Annotated in this window: 18 protein-coding genes; 10 read left to right on the top strand and 8 right to left on the bottom strand. The window is 64.3% G+C overall.

What is annotated here, in order from left to right:
- Positions 1–277 precede the first annotated feature (277 nt).
- On the top strand, positions 278–2,542 hold the full coding sequence (locus LU671_RS12695; RefSeq protein ID WP_232855820.1) for a putative bifunctional diguanylate cyclase/phosphodiesterase: 2,265 nt from the start codon (positions 278–280) through the stop codon (positions 2,540–2,542).
- Here the strand turns inward: LU671_RS12695 and LU671_RS12690 are convergent.
- Complete coding sequence (locus tag LU671_RS12690) at positions 2,442–3,329, bottom strand: NAD(P)-dependent oxidoreductase (RefSeq protein WP_232855819.1); 888 nt, start codon at positions 3,327–3,329, stop codon at positions 2,442–2,444. The genes LU671_RS12695 and LU671_RS12690 overlap by 101 nt on opposite strands.
- A gap of 193 nt (positions 3,330–3,522) precedes the next feature.
- Here LU671_RS12690 and LU671_RS12685 point away from each other — a divergent pair, with 193 nt between their 5' ends.
- The gene (locus tag LU671_RS12685) at positions 3,523–5,706 is read left to right on the top strand and encodes a hypothetical protein (RefSeq protein ID WP_186735307.1); all 2,184 of its coding nucleotides are present in this window, start codon (positions 3,523–3,525) and stop codon (positions 5,704–5,706) included.
- 245 nt (positions 5,707–5,951) lie between these two features.
- On the opposite strand, the gene LU671_RS12680 is transcribed toward LU671_RS12685, so the two are convergent.
- A complete protein-coding gene (locus tag LU671_RS12680) occupies positions 5,952–6,257 on the bottom strand; it encodes a DUF2288 domain-containing protein (protein WP_062363838.1) in 306 nt (101 codons plus the stop codon).
- A gap of 357 nt (positions 6,258–6,614) precedes the next feature.
- Between LU671_RS12680 and LU671_RS12675 the strand changes: the two genes are divergently transcribed.
- The 7 genes from LU671_RS12675 (at position 6,615) to LU671_RS12645 (ending at position 14,233) form a co-directional block, all read left to right on the top strand.
- Positions 6,615–7,730, top strand: a complete 1,116-nt coding sequence (locus LU671_RS12675; RefSeq protein ID WP_186735311.1) for a branched-chain amino acid ABC transporter substrate-binding protein — start codon at positions 6,615–6,617, stop codon at positions 7,728–7,730.
- A gap of 236 nt (positions 7,731–7,966) precedes the next feature.
- Positions 7,967–8,890, top strand: coding sequence for a high-affinity branched-chain amino acid ABC transporter permease LivH (livH, locus tag LU671_RS12670; RefSeq protein ID WP_028692119.1), 924 nt, complete (start codon positions 7,967–7,969; stop codon positions 8,888–8,890).
- Entirely contained in the window at positions 8,887–10,143 is a 1,257-nt protein-coding gene (locus LU671_RS12665; RefSeq protein ID WP_028692120.1) for a high-affinity branched-chain amino acid ABC transporter permease LivM, read from the top strand. The genes livH and LU671_RS12665 overlap by 4 nt, the downstream gene beginning before the upstream one ends.
- A complete protein-coding gene (gene livG, locus LU671_RS12660) occupies positions 10,140–10,907 on the top strand; it encodes a high-affinity branched-chain amino acid ABC transporter ATP-binding protein LivG (RefSeq protein ID WP_084856089.1) in 768 nt (255 codons plus the stop codon). The genes LU671_RS12665 and livG overlap by 4 nt, the downstream gene beginning before the upstream one ends.
- Positions 10,908–11,609 carry an ABC transporter ATP-binding protein gene (locus LU671_RS12655; protein ID WP_203647733.1) on the top strand — a complete coding sequence of 234 codons (702 nt, stop codon included), beginning with the start codon at positions 10,908–10,910 and terminating at the stop codon, positions 11,607–11,609.
- Between the two features lie 235 nt (positions 11,610–11,844).
- Positions 11,845–12,522 (top strand): COG3650 family protein, encoded by a 678-nt coding sequence (locus LU671_RS12650; protein WP_203647734.1) that lies wholly within the window; start codon positions 11,845–11,847, stop codon positions 12,520–12,522.
- A gap of 103 nt (positions 12,523–12,625) precedes the next feature.
- Positions 12,626–14,233 (top strand): NAD(P)/FAD-dependent oxidoreductase, encoded by a 1,608-nt coding sequence (locus LU671_RS12645; RefSeq protein WP_232855818.1) that lies wholly within the window; start codon positions 12,626–12,628, stop codon positions 14,231–14,233.
- Positions 14,234–14,308: 75 nt separating this feature from the next.
- Here the strand turns inward: LU671_RS12645 and LU671_RS12640 are convergent, their stop codons facing one another.
- A complete protein-coding gene (locus tag LU671_RS12640; RefSeq protein ID WP_050704227.1) occupies positions 14,309–14,773 on the bottom strand; it encodes a glycine zipper 2TM domain-containing protein in 465 nt (154 codons plus the stop codon).
- A gap of 146 nt (positions 14,774–14,919) precedes the next feature.
- On the opposite strand from LU671_RS12640, the gene LU671_RS12635 reads away from it, so the two are divergent.
- Positions 14,920–15,150, top strand: a complete 231-nt coding sequence (locus LU671_RS12635) for a hypothetical protein (RefSeq protein WP_028692125.1) — start codon at positions 14,920–14,922, stop codon at positions 15,148–15,150.
- 111 nt (positions 15,151–15,261) lie between these two features.
- Here LU671_RS12635 and pdxH read toward each other — a convergent pair whose 3' ends face one another.
- The 5 genes from pdxH to dinG all read right to left on the bottom strand — a co-directional run bounded on the left by pdxH (position 15,262) and on the right by dinG (position 22,775).
- Entirely contained in the window at positions 15,262–15,909 is a 648-nt protein-coding gene (pdxH, locus tag LU671_RS12630) for a pyridoxamine 5'-phosphate oxidase (RefSeq protein ID WP_203647735.1), read from the bottom strand.
- Positions 15,910–15,928: 19 nt separating this feature from the next.
- On the bottom strand, positions 15,929–16,906 hold the full coding sequence (locus tag LU671_RS12625) for an OmpA family protein (RefSeq protein ID WP_232855817.1): 978 nt from the start codon (positions 16,904–16,906) through the stop codon (positions 15,929–15,931).
- A gap of 99 nt (positions 16,907–17,005) precedes the next feature.
- On the bottom strand, positions 17,006–18,151 hold the full coding sequence (locus tag LU671_RS12620; protein WP_232855816.1) for a serine hydrolase domain-containing protein: 1,146 nt from the start codon (positions 18,149–18,151) through the stop codon (positions 17,006–17,008).
- Between the two features lie 169 nt (positions 18,152–18,320).
- Complete coding sequence (locus LU671_RS12615) at positions 18,321–20,549, bottom strand: beta-galactosidase (RefSeq protein WP_232855815.1); 2,229 nt, start codon at positions 20,547–20,549, stop codon at positions 18,321–18,323.
- 81 nt (positions 20,550–20,630) lie between these two features.
- On the bottom strand, positions 20,631–22,775 hold the full coding sequence (gene dinG, locus LU671_RS12610; RefSeq protein ID WP_203647739.1) for an ATP-dependent DNA helicase DinG: 2,145 nt from the start codon (positions 22,773–22,775) through the stop codon (positions 20,631–20,633).
- Positions 22,776–22,840: the final 65 nt, after the last annotated feature.

Raw genomic sequence — 22,840 nt, 5'->3', positions numbered from 1 at the left:
CGAAAGGGCTGCAAAGCAGCCCCAGGATTTCAGCGTTCATGCAAAGATCGCCGGGGCCGCTGCGCGGCCCTTTCGCGGCACAAGGCCGCTCCTACAGGGTTTGTGCGGGGCAGCGGTATCCGTTTAGACCATCCAGCTATTGCCTTCATATCCAAATGGTAGAAACCAAAGTGCCATTAATCAGGAAGGCTTAAGCACCCGTTTCTATACTCCTGCAGGAACAGTCTCCATCCGTGCTTTTTTGGGGACGAGTGAAGACTCGACGAAGAGGCCTGCAATGGAGTGGCTGGGACTGCAATTGTTCGCCGAGCTGCCGGCGACCGGACAGATCATCCTCGACTGTCGACACAACCCCTTCCTGGTGCTGCTCGCCTTTATCGTGGCCAGCGCCGCCTGTTTCGCCACGCTGGACATGAGCGAAAGGCAAAGCCACTGCGATGACCGTTTCGCCCGCCGGCAATGGCGGGTGCTCGGCGCCTGCTGCCTGGCCGGCGGGATCTGGGCCATGCACTTCATCAGCATGCTGGCGTTCCAGGCGCCGCTGGAGATCCACTTCGACGCGCCATTGACCGGCCTGTCGCTGCTGGTGGCCCTGCTCGCCGCCTGGCTGGCGATGAACAGCCTCAACCGCAGCGAAATGCGCCTGCGCCACTACCTGCAGACCGCGCTGTTCATCGGCCTGGGCATCAGCCTCATGCACTACACCGGCATGGCCGCCCTGCAGACCAGCGCCCAGCAGTACTACCAGACCGGCCTGCTGCTCGCCTCCATCGGCATCGCCGTGCTCGTCAGCCTGCTGGCGCTGCTGATGGCCCGTTATTTCAACAAGGGCAGCGGCACCTTGCACCTGCTGCTCAAGTACGGCGCCAGCCTGTTGATGGCCGGCGGCATCGTGCTGACCCATTTCACCGGCATGGCTGCCATGACCCTGGTGATTCCTGGCGAAACCGCCCTGCGCCTGCCCTCGGCCGACAACAGTCTGCAACTGGCGCTGACCATCGCCGTCATCACCCTGCTGATCAGCGGCGGCAGCATCAGCGCGGCGCTGGCCGACAAGAAGCTGCAGAGCAAGGAGCACGACCTGCGCCGGGTCAATGTGCTGCTCAGCCAGCTCGACCAGGCCCGTGCCTCACTGCAGCAGGCCGCCCACTACGACGCCCTGACCAACCTGGTCAACCGCCGCGGTTTCAACCAGGTGTTCGCCGAGCGCCTGGCCGAGCAGGCCGCCCATGAGGGCATGCTGGCGGTGATGTTCCTCGATATCGACCATTTCAAACGCATCAACGACAGCCTCGGGCATGCCGCCGGCGACGAGCTGCTCAAGGTCATCGCCGACCATATCAAGGCCGCCACCCGCGGCCAGGACCTGGTGGCCCGCTTCGGCGGCGACGAGTTCTGCATCGTCACCAGTCTCAACAGCCGCGACGAGGCCCGTCATCTGGCCCAGCGCATCATGCAACGAATGAAGGAGCCGATCGACCTGGCGGGCCGGCGCATGGTGATGACCACCAGCATCGGCATCAGCATCTTCCCCGACGATGGCCAGAGCACCGAGGAACTGCTGAAGAACGCCGACCTGGCGCTGTACCAGTCCAAGGGCTGCGGGCGCAACAGCCTGAACTTCTTCAACAACGGCCTGAAGACCCGCGCCACCCTGGAGCTGCAACTGGAAGAGGAACTGCGTGTGGCGCTGTTCGAGGAGCGCGGCCTGTGCGTGCACTACCAGCCGATCTTCGACCTGCGCAGCGGCCAGGTGGCCAAGCTCGAGGCCCTGGTGCGCTGGCAGCACCCGCAACACGGCTTGCTCAGCCCCGACCGCTTCATCTGCATCGCCGAGGCCAATGGCCTGATCGCCGAGCTGGACCTGTGGGTGCTGCGCCGGGCCTGCGAGGATCTGGCCCAGCTCAATCGCCATGGCTACGGCGAACTGAAGGTCACGGTGAACTGCTCGGCGCTCACCCTCGGCCGTGAGGAGCTGGCCACCGAGGTGGAAATGGCGCTGTTCCAGGCCGGCCTGGCGCCGCGCCAGCTGGAGTTGGAGGTCACCGAGAACGCGCTGATGGGTGACATCCACCACACTATCAGCCTGCTCAAGCGCATCCGCGCCCAGGGCGTTGCGCTGTCGATCGACGACTTCGGTACCGGTTATTCCTCGCTGGCCTACCTCAAGCGCCTGCCGCTGGACGTGCTGAAGATCGACCGCTCGTTCATCCAGGACGTACCGGGCAGCCAGAAGGACCGGGAGATCGTCCAGGCGATCATCATCATGGCCCACACCCTGCACCTGAAGGTGGTCACCGAAGGCGTCGAGACCGTCGAACAGCATGAATTCCTTGCCAGTCATGGCTGCGACTACCTGCAGGGCTACCTGCTCAGCCGACCAGTGCCGCTGGCCGAACTGCGGCCGATCCTCGAACGGCTCGACCGCCAGCCGGGCGAGCTCAGTCCTTGTTGCGATACAACGTTACCAGGGTCGCCGGATCTTTTTGCAGATAGCCCTGGCTACCGTGCAGGCGCATCAATTGCGCGGCGAGGCCACTGAGCGGCGTCGCCGAGCCCTGCTCGCGGGAGAATTTCACCGCGGTGTCGAGGTCCTTGAGCAAGGTGCGCACATGCCACTTGACCGGCTCGAACTGGCTCTCGGCCATTTGCGGAGCAAGAATCTGCAGCGGCCTGGAGTCGGCAAACCCGCCCGCCAGCGCCTCGGCGATCAGCCGCGCATCGACCCCTGACTGCTCGGCCAGCGCCACCACCTCGGCGATCACCAGCGCATTGCAGGCCACGATCATCTGGTTGCACGCCTTGGTCACCTGGCCGGCGCCCACCGCGCCCATGTGCGTCACCCGCTGGCCCAGGGTCTGCAGCAGCGGCCGCGCCCGCTCAAGATCATCGGCCTCGCCACCGACCATGATTGCCAGAGTACCCGCCTCGGCCCCCGGCGTGCCGCCGGACACCGGCGCATCGAGCCAGGCCATGCCGCACAGGGCAGCCAGCTCGGCGGCCATCTCCCGGGTGGCGGTCGGCTCAAGGCTGGAGAAGTCCACCAGCAACTGACCGCTGCGCCCGCCCTGGGCGACGCCCTGCTCGCCGAACACCACCTCGCGCACCACCGCCGTGTCGGCCAGGCACAACAGCACCATATCCGTCGCCTGGCACAGCTCGGCGGGGCTGGCGGCCAGTCGCGCACCGGCGGCGACCAGCTCGGCGCACTTGTCCGGGCTGCGGTTCCACACGGTCAGCGGATACCCGGCGGCCAGCAGCCGACGGCACATCGGCAGGCCCATCAGGCCGATCCCGGCAAACCCCAGCGAAGGCAATGCAGTACTCATGAGCGACTCCAGATTAAAGAAGCGTGACAAACGGACGATGCAATGCGGGTGCGAAGGGAAAAACCTTAGTCCGACTAAGGAAACCCCCTATCGCATAAGAAAAAGACGCACTGATAAAGTCGCGAAATTTCTCCGTGATGGCTAGATGATATTCATCACCGGGAAGCCAACCACTCCAGGCAAATGGCGCACTATGACCTCTACGAACACTTCTGCCAATGCGGCTCCCGAGCCGACCCTCAGCCCCACCTCGCTGACCGCCGGCAGTGCTCGAGACCTACCCGCCGCCCGCAGCACGCCGGCGCAACAGTACCTGTACTTCACCGAGCAGGACATCCAGCGCATCCTCGACAACCTCGACGGCCTGCGCGACCTGGTGTTTCCGCCGAACCTGCACGTCGAGGACGAGGACCAGCTGCGCCTGGAGCAGCAGTTCCCGTCGGTGTGCCTGATCGGCCTGGGCCGCTGCGGCTCGAACATCGCCCTGGACGTCGCAGAGCTGGTGTACAACGCCCGTACCTTCTTCCTCAACGAGTACAACAACGAGGACCGTTTCAAGGGCGAGGCCGGCTACAGCCCGGCGCGCTGGATCCGCCAGAACCTGCGCCTGGTGCAGAACAAGGCCGCCAAGCCGGTGTTCCTGGTCGAGCCGCTGGTGATGCTGGGCGACCTGGACAAGGACATCGCCGGGCGCATCCGCTTCTCGCGCAAGGGCGAGCGTGGCGGCTTCCTGCGCGACTACAGCAAGATGAAGATCATGGACCTGTCCGAGGTGCATGCCGGGGGCGCCGGCAACGCGCCGATCCTCGGCCAGTACCTGGCCAAGATCATCCTCAACAAGGACACCCAGCGCTTCTCCAGCGCCGACTGGAAGCTGATCCACTCGTACCTGATCGACTCCTGCGGCATCAAGGCCAACCAGTCGCGCCTGTACTTCTACATCTTCAGCGCCGGCGGCGGCACCGGCTCGGGGATGGCCTCGGAGTTCGGCCTGGCCCAGCAGTACTCGTACATGAACAAGACCTTCGACACCAAGCCGGCCGACGAGAACGACGGCAAGAGCGGGCACTCGTTCGTCTTCGAGCCGATCTTCACCAGCGGCATCTGCGTGCTGCCCAACGCCTCCGATCACCGCAGCGAGATGTCCGAGGCGCTGCACATCAACGCCGGGCGCCTGCTGTGCAAGTACCTGTCGGAGGAATGGGACTTCTCGTACAACTTCGACAACGAAGACAGCAGCGAAGCCAGCGTCATGGGCCGGATCCGCCCGTGGAACGCGATGATGCTGATCTCCAACGACATCATGCGCTACGCCGAGGAGAGCGATGACGGCACGATCCAGAACATCGACGTCAACGCCATGGAGAAGCACGCCAACCAGTACATCTCCCAGCAGATCTTCAACATCCTCACCGCCCAGGCGGTGACCACCGACTACGACCAGAACTACTTCCGCCGCGCCGGCATCGACATCGGCGAGACCATCCGCCTGGACGCCAACGACCTGTTCATGAGCCTGGCAGGCCCCGTGGCCATTGCCTACGCCGAATCGGTGGTGCCGGAAGTGCCGCCGGCGGGCTCGGACAAGTTCAAGGTGTTCGAGCGCGAGCAGCCGCGCCTGGACATCGACGACCTGTTCTTCCGCTCCATCGACCTGCCGCACTTCAACAAGCAGACCCAGGCCATCGAGGGCATCAGCCTGCTGCCGATCGAGTCGCGCCGCTACCGTGCCGCGCTGGAGCAGTACCAGGCCTCGGGCTACGACGCCGCAGCCTTGCACGACCTGCACTTCTTCAAGAACTGCTCGTCGGTGGTGTCGATCGTATCCCTGCCCAAGGACTACAAGCTGTCGTACATGGACCTGAACCGGCTCAAGACCCACCTCAACAGCCTGTTCCCCAACACCACGCTCAAGCGCTACGCACTGGTGATCGGCGCCTCGGCCAACCTGTCGCTGACCACCCTGATCGCCAAGAGCCCGTGCCTGTCGGATGACTTCCTGACCCTGATCGTGGCGTTCATCAAGCGTTGCTTCGCGCGCAACCCGTACCGCTTCGACGACACCATGGACAACGCGATCCTGGAGTTCATCACCAGCGAGCACTTCGATGAAGACAGCATCGACGACCTGCTCAACGAGTTCGAGAACCCGGCGAAGATCCTCGACACCAACTGGTATGCGATCAAACCGATGTACGAGAAGAAGTACCGCGAGCTGATCAACGACAAGAGCCGCTTCGTCTCGATCAACGATATCCGCCTGTCGCGCGAGTGCGTGAAGAAGGCGGTGAAGTACCTGCGCGAGATCTTCCGCCATCGCATCGGCAAGACCCGGGTGATTTCGCTGAACAGCCATACCGGGCGCGTGGATTACTGATAGAGCTGGGGCCACTTAGTGGCCCTTTCGCGGCACAAGGCCGCTCCTACAGGAAATCGCGCCCTCCTGTAGGAGCGGCCTTGTGCCGCGAAAGGGCTGCGCAGCAGCCCCATTTACGCATCCCGTAAACTGTTACCGCCCCGCCAAATCACCCCGCCACTGTTACCAACTTCCACCTTACGTGAGCGTCAACGCGCACCAACGTGAGGCGCCTGCGCGTTTTTGCGCACTAAAAAAGCGCGTGCTTATTCCGCTTTCTTCGCCTGGATCACGATGAACGGCGAAACCACCACCGCCCAGATCTCTGGATCGCGGGTTTGCAGGTCGAGCGCCTGCTCGGCGGAAACCGCCCCGACAGTGCCATCATTACGCCACTTGGCGAAGATCTCGCTGCGATTCTCGGCCATCGCCTCGGCAACGGTGATCAGGTCAAGGCTGGGGTCGACCCAAATCAGGTCACCCTTGGCCCAGAAACGCTCCAGGGCTTTCCACTCGATGACGGCGGTCTCGCCGAGCAATTTGGCATAGAGGGTGCTTACTTGATCAGTCATGGGTTTACCTGCGCAAAGATCGTCCAACAAAAAGGCCGGCATTTTTGCAGAAAAACCTGGTTTCAAATACGTAATTTGGTCGATCAGGCCCGAACTTGTGGGGGCGGGCCGCAGATACCGGCAAAGTGATGGCGCTTTTCTGTATCTTTATGTCGACCAGGCGACACCCCTCGAAACAGACGCTTTTCGCCCGCTTTTCAAGCGCTCGGACAGCGCTCTACACTGTACCGGTACAGTTCCGGGACATGTTCCGGGGGAAGGTGGGCTTACGGCATGGCGTAGCCAGGCCGAAATCCCGCCCGGTCTGTAGCCCTGGCCTCAGGACTATAAGAATTACAACAGAATGAGTGGAGCACTATGATCAAGATTTCCAAGCTGTTTGCCGCGATGGTTCTGGCCGGAGTCGCCAGCCATTCGTTTGCCGCCGACACCATCAAGATCGGCATCGCCGGTCCCAAGACCGGGCCGGTGACCCAGTACGGCGACATGCAGTTCGTCGGCGCCAAACAGGCCATCAAGGACATCAACGCCAAGGGCGGCGTCGATGGCAAGATGCTCGAAGCCAAGGAATACGACGACGCGTGCGACCCTAAACAGGCCGTGGCCGTCGCCAACAAAGTGGTCAACGATGGCGTCAAGTACGTGATCGGCCACCTGTGCTCCAGCTCCACCCAGCCTGCGTCCGACATCTACGAGGACGAAGGCGTGATCATGATCACCCCCGCCGCCACCTCCCCGGACATCACCAGCCGTGGCTACAAGATGGTCTTCCGCACCATCGGCCTGGACAGCGCCCAGGGCCCGGCCGCCGGCAACTACATCGCCGACCACGTCAAGCCGAAGGTCGTCGCGGTCCTGCACGACAAGCAGCAGTACGGCGAAGGCATCGCCACCGCGGTCAAGACCACCCTCGAGAAGAAAGGCACCAAGGTCGCCGTCTTCGAAGGCCTGAACGCCGGTGACAAGGACTTCTCCTCGATCATCCAGAAGCTCAAGCAGAACAACGTCGACTTCGTCTACTACGGCGGCTACCACCCAGAGCTGGGCCTGATCCTGCGCCAGGCGCAAGAGAAGGGCCTGAAGGCCAAGTTCATGGGTCCGGAAGGCGTGGGTAACGACTCCATCTCGCAGATCGCCCAGGGCGCCTCCGAAGGCCTGCTGGTCACCCTGCCGAAGTCGTTCGACGCCGACCCTGCGAACAAGGCCATCGTCGACGCCATCAAGGCCGACGGCAAGGACCCGAGCGGTCCGTTCGTGTTCCCGGCCTATTCGGCTGTCCAGCTGATCGCCGAAGGCATCAAGGCCGCCAAGTCCGAAGACACCGACAAGGTGGCTGCCGCCATCCACGCCGGTACCTTCAAGACCCCGACCGGCGACCTGTCCTACGACGCCAAGGGCGACCTGAAAGACTTCAAGTTCGTGGTCTACGAATGGCACTTCGGCAAGCCGAAGACCGAAGTCTCCCCTCAGTAACTGCGTGACTAATAGCTGACCGAGAAGCCCACTGTGCGAGCAGTGGGCTTTGTTTTACGAGGTTCTATGGACCTGATTCCCGTGATCCGGGAGCCGGTTCACCTGAAAATCTTAAAACCGTCACCCGCGGTTTCCTGGTTGTGCCCGCACAAGATCACGTGGCGTAGACCACGAGAACATGGGCCGGGGTCATCCCCCGCCAGAGAAATGCAAATCAGGTTTTTAGGAGCGCTGTAATGCCTGAGATCTACCATTTCCTACAACAACTGGTTAACGGATTGACCATCGGCAGTACCTACGCGCTGATCGCCATCGGTTACACGATGGTGTACGGCATCATCGGCATGATCAACTTCGCCCACGGCGAGGTGTACATGATCGGTTCCTACGTGGCCTTCATCGCCCTTGCCGGGCTGGCCATGATGGGCATTCACTCGTTGCCGATCCTGATGACCGTGGCTTTCGTCGCCACGATCTTCGTCACCAGCGCCTACGGCTACAGCATCGAACGGGTCGCCTACCGGCCGCTGCGCAACAGCAACCGGCTGATCCCGCTGATCTCCGCCATCGGCATGTCGATCTTCCTGCAGAACACTGTCCTGCTGTCGCAGGACTCAAAAGACAAGTCCATCCCCAACCTGATCCCCGGCAGCTTCTCGTTCGGCCCGGGGGGCGCTGAGGAAGTACTGGTCTCGTACATGCAGATCCTGGTGTTCGTGGTGACCCTCGTCGCCATGACCTGCCTGACCCTGTTCATCTCCCGTTCCCGCCTGGGCCGCGCCTGCCGCGCCTGCGCCGAGGACATCAAGATGGCCAACCTGCTGGGCATCAACACCAACAACATCATCGCCCTGACCTTCGTCATCGGTGCCGCGCTGGCGGCGGTGGCGGCCGTGCTGCTGAGCATGCAGTACGGGGTGATCAACCCCAACGCCGGTTTCCTGGTGGGCCTGAAGGCCTTCACCGCGGCGGTACTGGGCGGCATCGGCAGCATCCCGGGCGCCATGCTCGGCGGGCTGGTGCTGGGCGTGGCCGAAGCGTTCGGCGCCGACATCTTCGGCGACCAGTACAAGGACGTGGTGGCATTCGGTCTTTTGGTTCTTGTCCTGCTGTTCCGGCCGACCGGCATCCTGGGCCGCCCGGAGGTTGAAAAAGTATGAACAGAAATCTCAAACAGGCGTTCTTCAGCGCCTTGCTGGTCTGGGCCGTGGCCTTCCCGGTGCTGGGCCTGAAACTCAGCATCGACGGCATCAGCCTGATCGTGCACAGCCAGGGCTCGTTCACCATCAGCATCATCGCCGCTTGCTCGGTGCTGATGTTCCTGCGCGTATTGTTCGACAAGCAGTGGAGCGCGGTGATGGGCCGCCGCTCGGAGCGCAAGCTGGTTCCACCTTCGGTGACCAACTTCCTCACCCTGCCGAAGACCCAGCGCTGGGTCATCATGGGGCTGATCGTGGCGGCGCTGATCTGGCCGTTCTTCGGCTCGCGCGGCGCGGTCGACATCGCCACGCTGATCCTGATCTACGTGCTGCTGGGCCTTGGCCTGAACATCGTGGTAGGGCTTGCGGGCCTGCTCGATCTGGGTTACGTCGGTTTCTACGCCGTCGGCGCCTACAGCTACGCGATGCTCTCGCACTACCTGGGCTGGAGCTTCTGGGTATGCCTGCCGATCGCCGGCCTGATGGCCGCCACCTTCGGCTTCCTGCTCGGTTTCCCGGTGCTGCGCCTGCGCGGTGACTACCTGGCGATCGTGACCCTGGGCTTCGGCGAGATCATCCGCCTGTTCCTGCGCAACCTCACCGACTGGACCGGCGGCCCCAACGGCATCAGCAACATCCCCAAGCCTGAGTTCTTCGGCCTGACCTTCGAGCGCCGCGCCGCCGAGGGGATGCAGACCTTCCATGAGTTCTTCGGGCTGGAATACAACTCGATCAACAAGGTCATCTTCCTCTACCTGGTGGCCCTGCTGCTGGCACTGCTGGCGCTGTTCGTCATCAACCGCCTGCTGCGCATGCCGATCGGGCGCGCCTGGGAAGCGCTGCGTGAAGACGAGATCGCCTGCCGTGCGCTGGGCCTGAACCCCACCGTGATCAAGCTCTCGGCGTTCACCCTGGGTGCCTGCTTCGCCGGTTTCGCCGGCAGCTTCTTCGCCGCCCGCCAGGGGCTGGTGACACCGGAGTCGTTCACCTTCATCGAGTCGGCGATCATCCTCGCCATCGTCGTGCTGGGTGGCATGGGTTCGCAGCTGGGCGTGATTCTCGCGGCCATCGTGATGATCCTGCTGCCGGAGATGATGCGTGAGTTCAGCGAATACCGGATGCTGATGTTCGGTGCGCTGATGGTGTTGATGATGATCTGGCGTCCGCAGGGCCTGCTGCCCATGCAACGTCCGCACATGGAGCTGCCTCGATGAGCCGCGAAATTCTGCAAGTCAGCGGCCTGAGCATGCGCTTCGGCGGCTTGTTGGCGGTCAACGGCGTGGGCCTGACCGTCAAGGAAAAACAGGTGGTGGCACTGATCGGCCCGAACGGCGCCGGCAAAACCACCGTGTTCAACTGCCTCACCGGCTTCTACAAGCCCAGCGGCGGCACCATCCTGCTCGACGGCCAGCCGATCCAGGGCCTGGCCGGCCATCAGATCGCCCGCAAGGGCGTGGTGCGGACCTTCCAGAACGTGCGCCTGTTCAAGGAAATGACCGCGCTGGAAAACCTGCTGATCGCCCAGCACCGTCACCTGAACACCAACTTCTTCGCCGGCCTGTTCAAGACCCCGAGCTTCCGCCGCAGCGAGAAGGAGGCCATGGAGCGCGCGCAGTACTGGCTGGAGAAGGTCAACCTGACCGAGTTCGCCAACCGTACCGCCGGCACCCTCGCCTACGGCCAGCAACGGCGCCTGGAAATCGCCCGCTGCATGATGACCCAACCGCGGATCATCATGCTCGACGAACCGGCCGCCGGCCTGAACCCCAAGGAGACCGAGGACCTCAAGGCCCTCATCGCCTATCTGCGCGAATCCCACAACGTGACCGTGCTGCTGATCGAGCACGACATGAAGCTGGTGATGAGCATTTCCGACCACATCGTGGTGATCAACCAGGGCACGCCCCTGGCCGATGGCACGCCGGAAGAGATCCGCGGCAACCCTGATGTGATCAAGGCCTACCTGGGGGAGGCGTAAATGCTGAAGTTCGAGAACGTTTCCACCTTCTACGGCAAGATCCAGGCGCTGCACAGCGTCAACGTGGAGATCAACCAGGGCGAGATTGTCACCCTGATCGGTGCCAACGGCGCCGGCAAGTCGACCCTGCTGATGACCCTCTGCGGCTCGCCCCAGGCGAGCAGCGGCAGCATCAAGTACCTGGGCGAGGAACTGGTCGGCCAGCCGTCCTCGCACATCATGCGCAAGAGCATCGCGGTGGTGCCGGAAGGCCGCCGCGTGTTCTCGCGCCTGACCGTCGAGGAGAACCTGGCCATGGGCGGTTTCTTCACCAACAAGGGCGACTACCAGGAGCAGCTGGACAAGGTCCTGCAGTTGTTCCCGCGCCTTAAGGAGCGCTACATCCAGCGCGGCGGCACCATGTCCGGCGGCGAGCAGCAGATGCTGGCCATCGGCCGGGCGCTGATGAGCAAACCCAAGCTGCTGCTGCTCGACGAGCCGTCCCTGGGCCTGGCGCCGATCATCATCCAGCAGATCTTCGACATCATCGAACAGCTGCGCCGCGATGGCGTGACCGTGTTCCTGGTGGAGCAGAATGCCAACCAAGCGCTGAAGGTCGCCGACCGGGCATATGTGCTGGAGAACGGCAAGGTGGTGATGCAGGGTACCGGTGAAGCGTTGCTGACCGATCCGAAGGTGCGCGACGCATATCTGGGGGGTTGAATGATCAAAGGGCCTTCGCAAGGCCCTTTTTTCTGCCTGCCAGGAATATATCGCCTATGCCGGCCTCTTCGCGGGCAAGCCCGCTCCCACAGGTACATCACTGCATACAAGGGTGGTGGTGAACCTGTGGGAGCGGGTTTACCCGCGAAAGGGCCGACACACGGTCCACTTGTGATCAGCGCCCAGCCTCGGTACCGTGGCCCGTTATTCTGCAAAGTCTCCCGGAGCCCGCCCCATGCGCCTCACCCCTTCCCTGCTGCTCACCGCCTTGCTGCCGCTGTTCACCGGCTGCCAGATGCTGGCCGAAAAACCGGTAGACCCGAACCTGGGCACCACCCGCATGCAAGGCGAACTGAGCGCGGCCGGCGGTCATCTGCTGTTCAAGCCCTGCAGCGAAAGCCGCCGCTTCATCGTCAACGACGCCGCCGCCACCGGCATCCTGCAGGAAGCCGCCAACCTGGCCGACGACGCCGGTGACAAGCTGTTTGCCGACGTCCGCGCGCGCATGACCGGCAGCAAGCAGGCCGGCAGCGACGGCCAGCTTGACGTGACCCGCCTGTACCGCCTCGAAACCTCCGAATATTCCGGCTGCGAAGACCCGAACTTCAGGCAACTGACCCTGCGTGCCGGCGGCCACGAACCGGACTGGGACATCAAGGCCAGCGGCAAGGGCATGGTGCTCAACCGCATCGGCCAGGATCCGCTGGCGCTGCCTTACCTGGAAGAGGCAATGCCCGGCGGCGGCCTGAGCCTGTCCAGCGAGGCCAATGGCCAGCGCGTCGAGCTGTGGGTCGCGCCGCAACGCTGCGTCGACGGCGCCACCGGGGCCATCCGCCACCTCAAGGCCGAACTGCGCATCGACGGCAAGACCCTGCAGGGCTGCGCCTACTACGGCGGCGCCCGCGACCTCTGATCACCAGGCGCTTTTATCCTGCCTGTCGGGGCGGCTAACAGCTTATACTTGGCGGTTTGTGTAAAGCCGCCGGCCGCCCATGGCCGGGATACTGGACCCTGCCATGCTACGAATCACCGAACTGAAGCTGCCCCTGGACCACTCCGACGACGAATTGCGCGCCGCCATCGTCCAGCGCCTGGGCATCAGCGATGAGCAACTGCTCGGCTTCACCCTGTTCAAGCGCAGCTACGATGCGCGCAAAAAGAACAGCGAGCTGCTGTTCATCTACACCATCGACCTTGAAACCAGCAACGAAGACGAACTGCTGCGCCGCTTCGAAGGCGACGGCAAGATCGGCGTGGCCCCGGACGTCAGCTACAAGTTCGTCGGCCAGGCCCCCGCCGACCTGCCTGCGCGCCCGATCGTGGTCGGCTTCGGCCCCTGCGGTATCTTCGCCGGGCTGCTGCTGGCGCAGATGGGCTTCAAGCCGATCGTGCTCGAGCGCGGCAAGGAAGTGCGCCAGCGCACCAAGGACACCTGGGGCCTGTGGCGCAAGAGCGTGCTCAATCCCGAGTCCAATGTGCAGTTCGGCGAAGGCGGCGCCGGTACCTTCTCCGACGGCAAGCTGTACAGCCAGATCAAGGACCCGAACCACCACGGTCGCAAAGTGCTGGAAGAGTTCGTCAAGGCCGGTGCCCCGGACGAAATCCTCTACATCAACAAGCCGCACATCGGCACCTTCCGCCTGACCAGCATGGTCGAGAAGATGCGCGAGGAAATCATCACCCTGGGCGGTGAGGTGCGCTTCGAGCAGAAGGTCACCGACCTGCTGGTGGACGGCGAGCAGCTCACAGGCGTGGTACTGCAAAGCGGCGAACAGCTGCACTCGCGCCATGTGGTCCTTGCCCTGGGCCACAGCGCCCGCGACACCTTCCGCATGCTCCACGCCAAGGGCGTGTTCATGGAGGCCAAGCCGTTCTCGGTCGGTTTCCGTATCGAACACCCGCAGTCGCTGATCGACAAGGCGCGCCTGGGCAAGTACGCCGGCCACCCGAAACTCGGCGCCGCCGACTACAAGCTGGTGCACCACGCCAAGAACGGCCGTTCGGTCTACAGCTTCTGCATGTGCCCGGGCGGCACCGTGGTCGCCGCCACCAGCGAACCGGGGCGCGTGGTCACCAACGGCATGAGCCAATACTCACGCAATGAGCGCAACGCCAACTCCGGCATCGTCGTCGGTATCGACCCCGAGCGCGACTACCCGGGCGGCCCGCTGGCCGGCATCGAGCTGCAGGAGCGCCTGGAGGCCCATGCCTACGTGATGGGCGGCAGCAACTACCAGGCACCGGCGCAGCTGGTGGGTGACTTTGTCGCCGGCCGTCCGTCCACCGCACTGGGCAGCGTCGAGCCGTCCTACAAGCCGGGCGTGACCCTGGGCGACCTGGCCCCGAGCCTGCCGGACTTCGCCATCGAGGCAATCCGTGAGGCGCTGCCGGCCTTCGACCGCCAGATCAAGGGCTACAACCTGCACGACGCGGTGCTGACCGGCATCGAGACCCGCACCTCGTCGCCGCTGCGCATCACCCGTGATGCCAGCTTGCAGAGCCTCAACCTCAAGGGCCTGTTCCCGGCCGGCGAAGGTGCGGGCTACGCTGGCGGCATTCTCTCCGCCGGCGTGGATGGCATCCGTATCGCCGAGGCGGTGGCGCGGGACATGCTCGGCCTGTAATCGCATCGCGGCTACAGGTAAAAGAAAACCCCGAACAGGCCTGGCCCGTTCGGGGTTTCTTTATATGAGCCGGAATCAGTGAGTGACGCGGCTGGTGCCATCGACGGTCATGATGCGCACACGTTCGCCCACGCGGAAAACCTCGTTCTGCTGCACTTGCTGCACATAGGCGCGCATGCTGCCATCGTCTTCACGCACGGTGATCTCGACCCCCTGGGTGCGGGTCAGGCCTTCTTCGGCGGCAGAGCCGGCCAGACCACCGGCCACGGCACCGATCACCGCAGCCACGACGCTGCCACGGCCGCCACCGATGGCGCTGCCGGCGACGCCACCGACGATGGCGCCAGCACCACCACCGATCGGGGTCTTGGTGCCTTCGATCTTCACCGGACGCAGGGATTCGATGGTACCCATGCGCACGGTCTGCACGCGGCGGGCCTCATCACGGGAGTAGCTGTCGCCGGTCAGCGACGACTGGCAGCCGCCCAGCAGCAGCGACACGGTGGTGAAGCTGGCCAGCAGCAAAGCGGATTTACGCATGGGTCAATCTCCATAAGACAGGTGTCCATTAGACTCCGCGCCTTGACAAGTGTCACGGCGCAAACGTTATAAAATTGTTTTCATTCAGCCCAGGTACAGCCTGCGCCGACTGTGTGGCGGGCTTTTACGTTCGACCAAGGATAGCCATGGATTACTTCATCGTCGTCGTGGTGACGATCGCCGGCCTGTATTTTCACGGGTGGCTGTATGTGCGCATGCGTCGCTGGATGGACCGGGACCTGGCGCTGTCACTGGCCGGGGAGGATCCGGCGAAGCGGGATTTCATGCTCAAGCTGCTGGAGCGGGCACGGGTGGAGAAGGTGCGGCGCAAGGAGTTGGCGGCGTGGCTGGAGCGGGAGGCGGCGGGGTATCGGTAATGCTGGGGCTGCTTTGCAGCCCATCGCGGCACAAGGCCGCTCCTACAGGGGTTACGCGATCCCTGTAGGAGCGGCCTTGTGCCGCGATGGGCCGCGCAGCGGCCCCAGATGTCAGGGCGCCAAACGCTCGCGCAGCCACTGGCCATCGACCAACCGGAAGTTCAGCCGGTCGTGCAGACGACTGGCACGCCCCTGCCAGAACTCGACACGCTCCGGCACCAGGCGGTAGCCGCCCCAGTGTTCCGGGCAATGCGGTTGGGTGTCGGAAAAGCGCGCCTCGGTGGCCTTGACCAGCCCTTCCAGTTCCTCGCGGTCGGCAATCACCCGGCTCTGCGGCGACGCCCAGGCGCCCAGGCGGCTGCCTAAAGGACGTACCTGGTAGTAGTCATCCGACTCCTTGGCCGTGACCTTTTCCACCCGCCCTTCGATCCGCACCTGACGCTCCAGCGCCGGCCAGAAGAAAGTCATGGCCGCGAACGGGTTCGCCGCGATGTGCTGGCCCTTGGCGCTTTCATAGTTGGTGAAGAACGTGAACCCTCGGGCATCGAGGGCCTTGAGCAACAGCACCCGGCAATGCGGACGGCCATCGGCGTCGACGGTCGCCAGGGTCATGGCGTTGGCTTCCACCGGCAGCTGCTCGGTCTTCAGCGCATCGGCGAACCAGTGGTGGAACAGCGCGAACGGCTCCCCCGGGGCCTGGGCTTCAGCCAGGCCATCACGGGTGTAGTCGCGGCGCATATCGGCCAGGGATTGGGTCATGACTGCGTTTCCTTGACGATCAGTTGGTCTTCGCAGGGCTGTTGGCGGCGACTTTCTTGTCGGTGGCGGCCTTCTTCGCGGCGGGCTTGGCCGGAGCGGCTTTCTTCTTCGCGGCGGTGCTGGCCTTGGCAGGCGCCTTGGCCTTGGCGGCCGGCTTTTTCGCGGCTGGCTTGGCAGCGGCCTTGGCGGCTGGCTTGGCCGCCGGGGCCTTGGCGTCCTGGGTGGCGACCATTGCCGCCGGGGCTGGCGCCGGGGCGGCCTGCTGGTACTTGGCCAGCAGCGCGATCATGGTGTTCTGCGGGGTCAGCAGCAGCTCGACGCGGCGGTTCAGGGCGCGGCCCTCTGCGCTGTCGTTGGCGGCGCGCGGCATCACCGAGCCCATGCCCTTGAGCATCAGGCGGTCACGCTGCAGGCCGCTGAGACGGAAGATCGCCGACACCGAAGCAGCGCGCTCGAGGCTGAGCTTCTGGTTGGCGGCGGTGGCGCCGCTGCTGTCGGCGTGGCCAAGCACCAGCACGGCGGTCTTGGTGTCGGTCTCGATGGCCTTGGCCACCTGGGTGATCGGGCCGAGGGTGACCGGCAGCAGCATGTTCGGACGGTCCGGGTTGTAGGAGCTGTCCACCGGAATGGTTACCGCCAGCACATCTTCACGGCGTTCGAGTTCAAACTTGCTGCCCTTGATCGCCTCGCGGACCTTCGGCTCGTACTGGTCGAGCCAGGCCTGGGTGGCCTTCTGGTCGATCTTCGGCACCGTCGCGACCTTGTCCTTTTTCTCATCGCTACCGAACGGCCACCACCAGCGGCTGGCGCTTTCGGACTTGGCATCAGCCTTGGCGACGTTTTCGACGACGGCCTCCTTCACTTCCTTGTCGGCGACCTTGTCGGAGCCGAAGGGCCACCAGTTCAAGCCACTGTCCTTGGCGGCGTCCTGGGAATGGCTGGCGCAGCCGGTCATGGCCAGGCACAGGGCGAGTGCTAAGGTTTTATGTGAAGACATCAGCGATACACCATGAAATAGAAAGAAATTTTGCCCATACGCGTCAGGCGTTGGCATTGAGGATAGTCAAAGGGTCCGGGCAATACCCGCGTTACCCGATCAAAGGCAACTGCCAAGGACCCGCACCAGGCGTTGGGCGCGCGGGTCCATCAGCACGTAGGGGCCCAGGGTATTGGTGACGAAGCCAAAGGCCACGTCGTGTTCGGGGTCGGCGAAGCCAACCGAGCCGCCCGCGCCGGGATGGCCGAACGCCCGTGCGCCAAGGCCGAAAGTGGCGTTGGCCACTTCTGGCTGGTCGAGCATGCAGCCCAGGCCGAAGCGGGTCTGGGTCAACAGGGTGCGATCCTGGCCAAGGCTGTGCTCGCGGGTCAGTTCGTCGAGCAGTTCGGACTCCAGCAGGCTGCCGTCGAGCAGGCCGGCATAGAAGCCCGCCAGGCTGCGGGCGTTGCCGTGGCCATTGGCCGCCGGCTGCTGCATGCGCCGCCATTCGGGCTTGTTGGTGCTGGTGAGGATCGCCGGCGGGTTGGTGAAGGCCCGGGTGGACAGGGCCTCGGGCTCGCGCATGGTGACCTGCAGCAGGCGCTGGGCCGCGGCATCGCCGGGGTTGCCCTTGCCGCGGGCGATGTGCGCCACGCGGTGGAATTCGTCGTCCGCCAGGCCAACATGGAAATCCAACCCCAATGGCCGGGCGGTACGGGCCACGATCGAGTCGCCGGGCCCGCGACCGTCGGCGCGGCGAATCAGCTCGCCGATCAGCCAGCCATAGGTGATCGCCGCATAACCGTGTTCGCTGCCGGGCGTCCACCAGGGCGCTTCGGCGGCCAGGGCATCGACCATGGTCTGCCAGTCGTACAGCGCCTCGGCTGGCAGCAGCTCACGGATGGCCGGCAGGCCGGCGCGATGGCTGAGCAGCTGGCGCAGGGTGACCTGCTCCTTGCCGGCCTGGGCGAACTCCGGCCAGTAGCGTGCCACCGGCGCATCGAGGGCCAGCTTGCCCTCGCCCACCAGTTGCAGGGCGGTGACGGCGGTGAAGGTCTTGGTGCAGGAGAACAGGTTGGCGATGGTATCGCTGTGCCAGGCCTCGCGGCCGTCCTTGTCGGCGCTGCCGGCCCACAGGTCGACCACGGTCTCGCCGCCAACCTGGATGCACAATGCGGCACCACGTTCCTGGGGATCCTCGAACAACGCGGCGAAGGCATCGCACACCGCCTCGAACTTCAGCTCATAGTGACCCTGGATCTGCACCCGACTACCTCTCTGTACGACCTGGCTTGCAAAGGGGTGCATTGTTTCAGTAGTTGGGCGATTTGCAAACTGGATATGGCTGGGTGGTTGTCAGGGGCGTCCTTGTTCCCTGATGGAACGCTATCGCGGGGCAAGCCCGCTCCCACGAAAGCGCTCCCAGGGACAGCGCTCATTTTTTGGGGGCGGGCTTGTCCAGTTCGGTGCGTAGCTGCGTGAGGATCTGCAGGTTGCTCCGGCGCACGGTTTCGACGAAGCCCGGGTAGCTCACGTCGGTAATGGCTACCAGGCCCAGGTGGCCGTTTTCGCCATCCAGCAGCCTGCCGCTGGCCGGTTGGTCGAGATACTGGAACCAGTGCGCGCCGACGATCATCGGTTGGGCCATGGCGGCCTTGAGGAAGTTGGCATAGGCCGGGCCCCGATCCTCCTCGCGGGCCACTTCAAGCGGGCCGGGCCAGAACGGACCGCGATCGCGGGAGCCGAACTGGAACTCCGAGACCAGCACCGGCTTGTCCAGCTCGGCCAAACGGGCGAAGTCATAGCCGTCATCTGGCTTCAAGGTATAGAAGTTGAAGCTCAGCACATCGCAGAACCTGGCGCAGGCCTTCACCGCCTCGGGCGTGCTGACCGCATAGCGCCCGCCCAGCAGCAGATGGTTGGGCGCATGCCATTTCAGGGCATCGGAAATGGTCTTGAAATAGGTTTCGGCAAACACCTGCTGGAAATACTGGTAGTCGCGCTCGATTTCCGGGTGCTCCGGATTGGGCAATGGCGCCTCGAACCCTGGGTCTTCCATCAACTCCCAGGCGGTCAGCTCGATCCCCCAGGCCTTCGACAACCCTTGCTGGTTGCGGTATTTGTCGCGCAACTGCTTGAGGAAGGCACGCTTGGCCGGCACATCGGTGGTCAGGCGCAAGGTGCCATAGGCCAGGCCGTAGCGTGCCTTGGGGTCGTCGCCGGGGGCGGCCCAGGCCAGTTCGTTGTCGGCGAAGTAACCGATCAGCCAGGGGTCGTCGCGGTGATCCCGGGCGGCGATGGCCACGGCGCGCTCAGTGGCCATGGCGAAGCGCGGGTCGAACGGGTCGGGCATGCGACCCCACCAGTCCATGCCGGTGCTGATGCTGGCGTAGTCACCGACAATCGACAAAGGCAACGTGAACGGCAGGCGCCTGGCTTGAGCGAGCGCCGGGTCGCTCCAGTTGCCGAGTGTGTTGAAGCCCCAGGCCTGCAGGCGATCCAGGGTGTGGGCCTGCCAGCGCAGTTCGTCCAGGGCCGGCGCCGGGCAGGCCGTGCCATCCTGCGGGCAAGGCTTGCCGTACGTGCGCTGCAGGTTGGCCGCATAGAAATCGAACCAGCGCCCTTGCTTGAATCCCCGGCCTTGGGACGAGGCATTGCCGTCGTCGTTGTTGCCTTCGCCGTAGAAGGCAGTCAACGCATCGCCTTCGCCCGGCAAACCCTTGAACATGCCTTCGCGACCGGCAACATAGGTGCGCCCACCATCGGCGGCAACGGCATTGACGCCGAGCGAATAGAACGGATGCCCGTCCGGCGTCACCAGGTACCAACGCCCGTCGCGTTTCTCGGTGCGGAAGAAGCCCTTGGCTTCGAAGGCCGGCCCCGCGAGCAGACCGCCATAGGTGTCCAGCTTGAGTTTTTCGCGCTCGGCCAACCAGGCTTTGAGCAATGCCTGTTCGCGGTTGTCGGCGGCCTTGAGCTGCTCATCACCGACGATCTTCTCCGGCCAGCGGCCACGGGTCGATTGCCCATAGGCATCGATCAATTCGCTGTAGGCAGCCTTGAACGCCTGGTCGTCATCCTGCAGGCCGACCTTCTCGATCAGCAGGCTCTGGGCCACCTTGGGGCCGGGAATGCTCAGGCTGACCGAAGTAACCTGTGCCAGGTCCACCGCACCTTCGCTGCTGGTGAGCAGCAGGCGCTGTCCTTCGAAAGTCCAGGGCATCGGAGGCCCGGCGCGCATGCCCCGGCTCAATGGTGAACTGGCCTTGAGCGGAATCATCACGGTCTGTGCGGGCCCGGCCGGCAGATCGATGCGGCTGGTGAGGGTGCGCCCGTCGCTGCTTTGCACCGTCACATCGACGGTCAGCGCCCAGTCCATCCCGCTCTGCAGGCGCAGGGTCAGTGCCTGGCCGGTGCTCCAGTCCCACGCTCCGCCTTGCGGTGCGAGGCGCAGGGTCGGCTGCGCCACCGGGTTGAACACCACCCGCCGCAACACTTCGCCTTCGGCTGTCTGTTCCGCGTTGTACTGCGGCAGGCTGGCGTCCTGGGTGACGACATTCACCACCGAGGCCGGGCGCACGAAACTGAACAGCGTCTGTTGCCCGGCCAGCAAGGGCGCACTGAACAACAGGGAGAACACGACAGGCAGGGTGCGGCGGATCATAGGGCGGTGACTCTCCTTCGGAGCCCGTCATGGGCTCACAATCGAGTAATGGACAACGGGATGTGCGTCTTGCTCCGACGCTCAGCCGATTTCCCGTCGGAACGGTGGCAGCGCATTGAGGATAGCCTTGCCGTAGCGCTGCGTGACCAGACGGCGGTCGAGCAAGGTGATGACGCCTCGGTCCTGCTCGGTGCGCAGCAGCCGTCCGCAGGCCTGGATCAGGCGCAGCGAGGCGTCGGGTACGGCGATTTCCATGAACGGGTTGCCGCCACGGGCCTCGATCCACTCGGCCAACGCGGCCTCGACCGGATCATCCGGCACGGCGAAGGGGATCTTGGCGATCACCACGTGCTCGCAGTAGGCACCCGGCAGGTCGACACCCTCGGCGAAACTGGCCAGGCCGAACAGCACGCTGTGCTGGCCGTCGTCGACCCGCGCCTTGTGCTTGTTCAGGGTCTCCTGCTTGGACAGGTTGCCCTGGATCAGCACCAGCTTGCGCCAGTCGCGGTCCAGGCCATCGAACACGTCCTGCATCTGCTTGCGCGAGGAGAACAGCACCAGTGCGCCACGCGCGTCCTCGACGATGCCCGGCAGCTCGCGGATGATCGCCGCTGTATGGGCCGTTGCGTCCCGCGGGTCGGCGCCCAGGTCCGGCACCCGCAGCAGGCCGGCGTCGCCATGCACGAACGGACTGGGCACCACGCACTGCACCGCGTCGCGGGGCAGGCCCGAACGCATGCGGAAACGGTCGAATTTGCCCAGGGCAGTGAGCGTCGCCGAAGTCACCAGGGCGCCATAAGCGACGTTCCACAGGCTCTTGCGCAGCATCTCGGCGGCCAGGATGGGGCTTGCATTGACCTCGATGTCGAACAGCGCGCCGCTTTCGGCCAAGGTCAGCCAGCGGGCCATGGGCGGATTGTCTTCCGGGTCTTCGGCGGTGAAGGCGGTCCACAGTTCCCAGTTACCCTGGGCGCGGGTCACCAGGCTGCCGAACAGCGGGTACCACTCCTCGGCCTGGTGGCTGGCAATCCCGATGTTGTTCTCGCCGTCCATGCCTTCCTTGAGCAGGTCGGCCAGGCGGGTGAACAAGTCGTTGAGGCGGGCGAAGCCTTTCTTGAGCTCGATGCCGACTTCGCGGATCTGCTCCGGCACCACGCCACCTTCGAAACGGTAGCGCGGGCGGTCGCGGCCTTCCATGTCCTCGCCGGCGCGGAAATCCGCCACCTGCTCACAGAGGGTGAACATGAACTGCTGCTGGGTGCGGACCTCACGCGCCAGCTCCGGAACCTGCTCGATGTACTTGCCAAGGTCGCCCGGCAACGGATGCTGGGCCAGCAGCTTGGTCAGGTTCTTGGCGGTCTGCTCCAGCCAGTCGGCGGTGGAGCGCAGGCGCGAATAATGGGCGAAGTGGCCGATGGCCTTGTCGGGCAGGTGGTGGCCTTCATCGAACACGTACATGGTGTCGCGCGGATCGGGCAGCACGGCGCCACCGCCCAGGGCCAGGTCGGCCAGGACCATGTCGTGGTTGGTGACGATCACGTCGACCTTGCCCATGCCTTCACGGGCCTTGTAGAACACGCACTGCTGGAAGTTCGGGCAATGTCGGCCGGTACACTGGCCATGGTCGGTGGTCAGGCGAGCCCAGTCCTGGTCTTCGACAGCCTCCGACCAGCTGTCGCGGTCACCGTCCCAGCGGTTGCCGGCGAGCTTCTCGATCATGCTGTTGAACAGCTTCTGGCTGCGCTCGTCGACCTCGATGCGAAAGCCTTCCTCCTCGAACAGCTGGGCGGTGGCCGACTGGGCATGGCCTTCCTGCAACAGGACGTCGAGCTTGGACAGGCACAGGTAGCGCCCGCGCCCCTTGGCCAGGGCGAAGCTGAAGTTCAGCCCGCTGTTGCGCATCAGGTCGGGCAGGTCCTTGAAGACGATCTGCTCCTGCAGGGCCACGGTCGCGGTGGCGATCACCAGGCGCTTGCCGGCGGCCTTGGCGGCGGGGATTGCGGCCAGGCTGTAGGCGACGGTCTTGCCGGTGCCGGTGCCGGCCTCGACGGCCACCACGGCGGGCTCACCGGCACGGCGGCCGTCGTCGTCGCAGGCGATGTCGCCGAGCACCTTGGCCACTTCGGCGATCATCAGGCGCTGACCGTAGCGTGGCTTGAGGCTTTTGGCTTCGAGGAAACGCGAGTAGGCGCCCTGGATGGTGGCTTTGAGTTCGTTGCTGATCATGGTCTGCAGGCGCCCGGAGGGCTGGATATATTTTCAGTGTTTCGCATGGGCCGGCTATCATACCC

The sequence above is a fragment of the Pseudomonas sp. NMI760_13 genome (assembly GCF_021283245.1).
Taxonomy (GTDB): Bacteria; Pseudomonadota; Gammaproteobacteria; order Pseudomonadales; family Pseudomonadaceae; genus Aquipseudomonas; species Aquipseudomonas peradeniyensis.
This window is presented reverse-complemented; position numbering and strand designations above follow the sequence as displayed.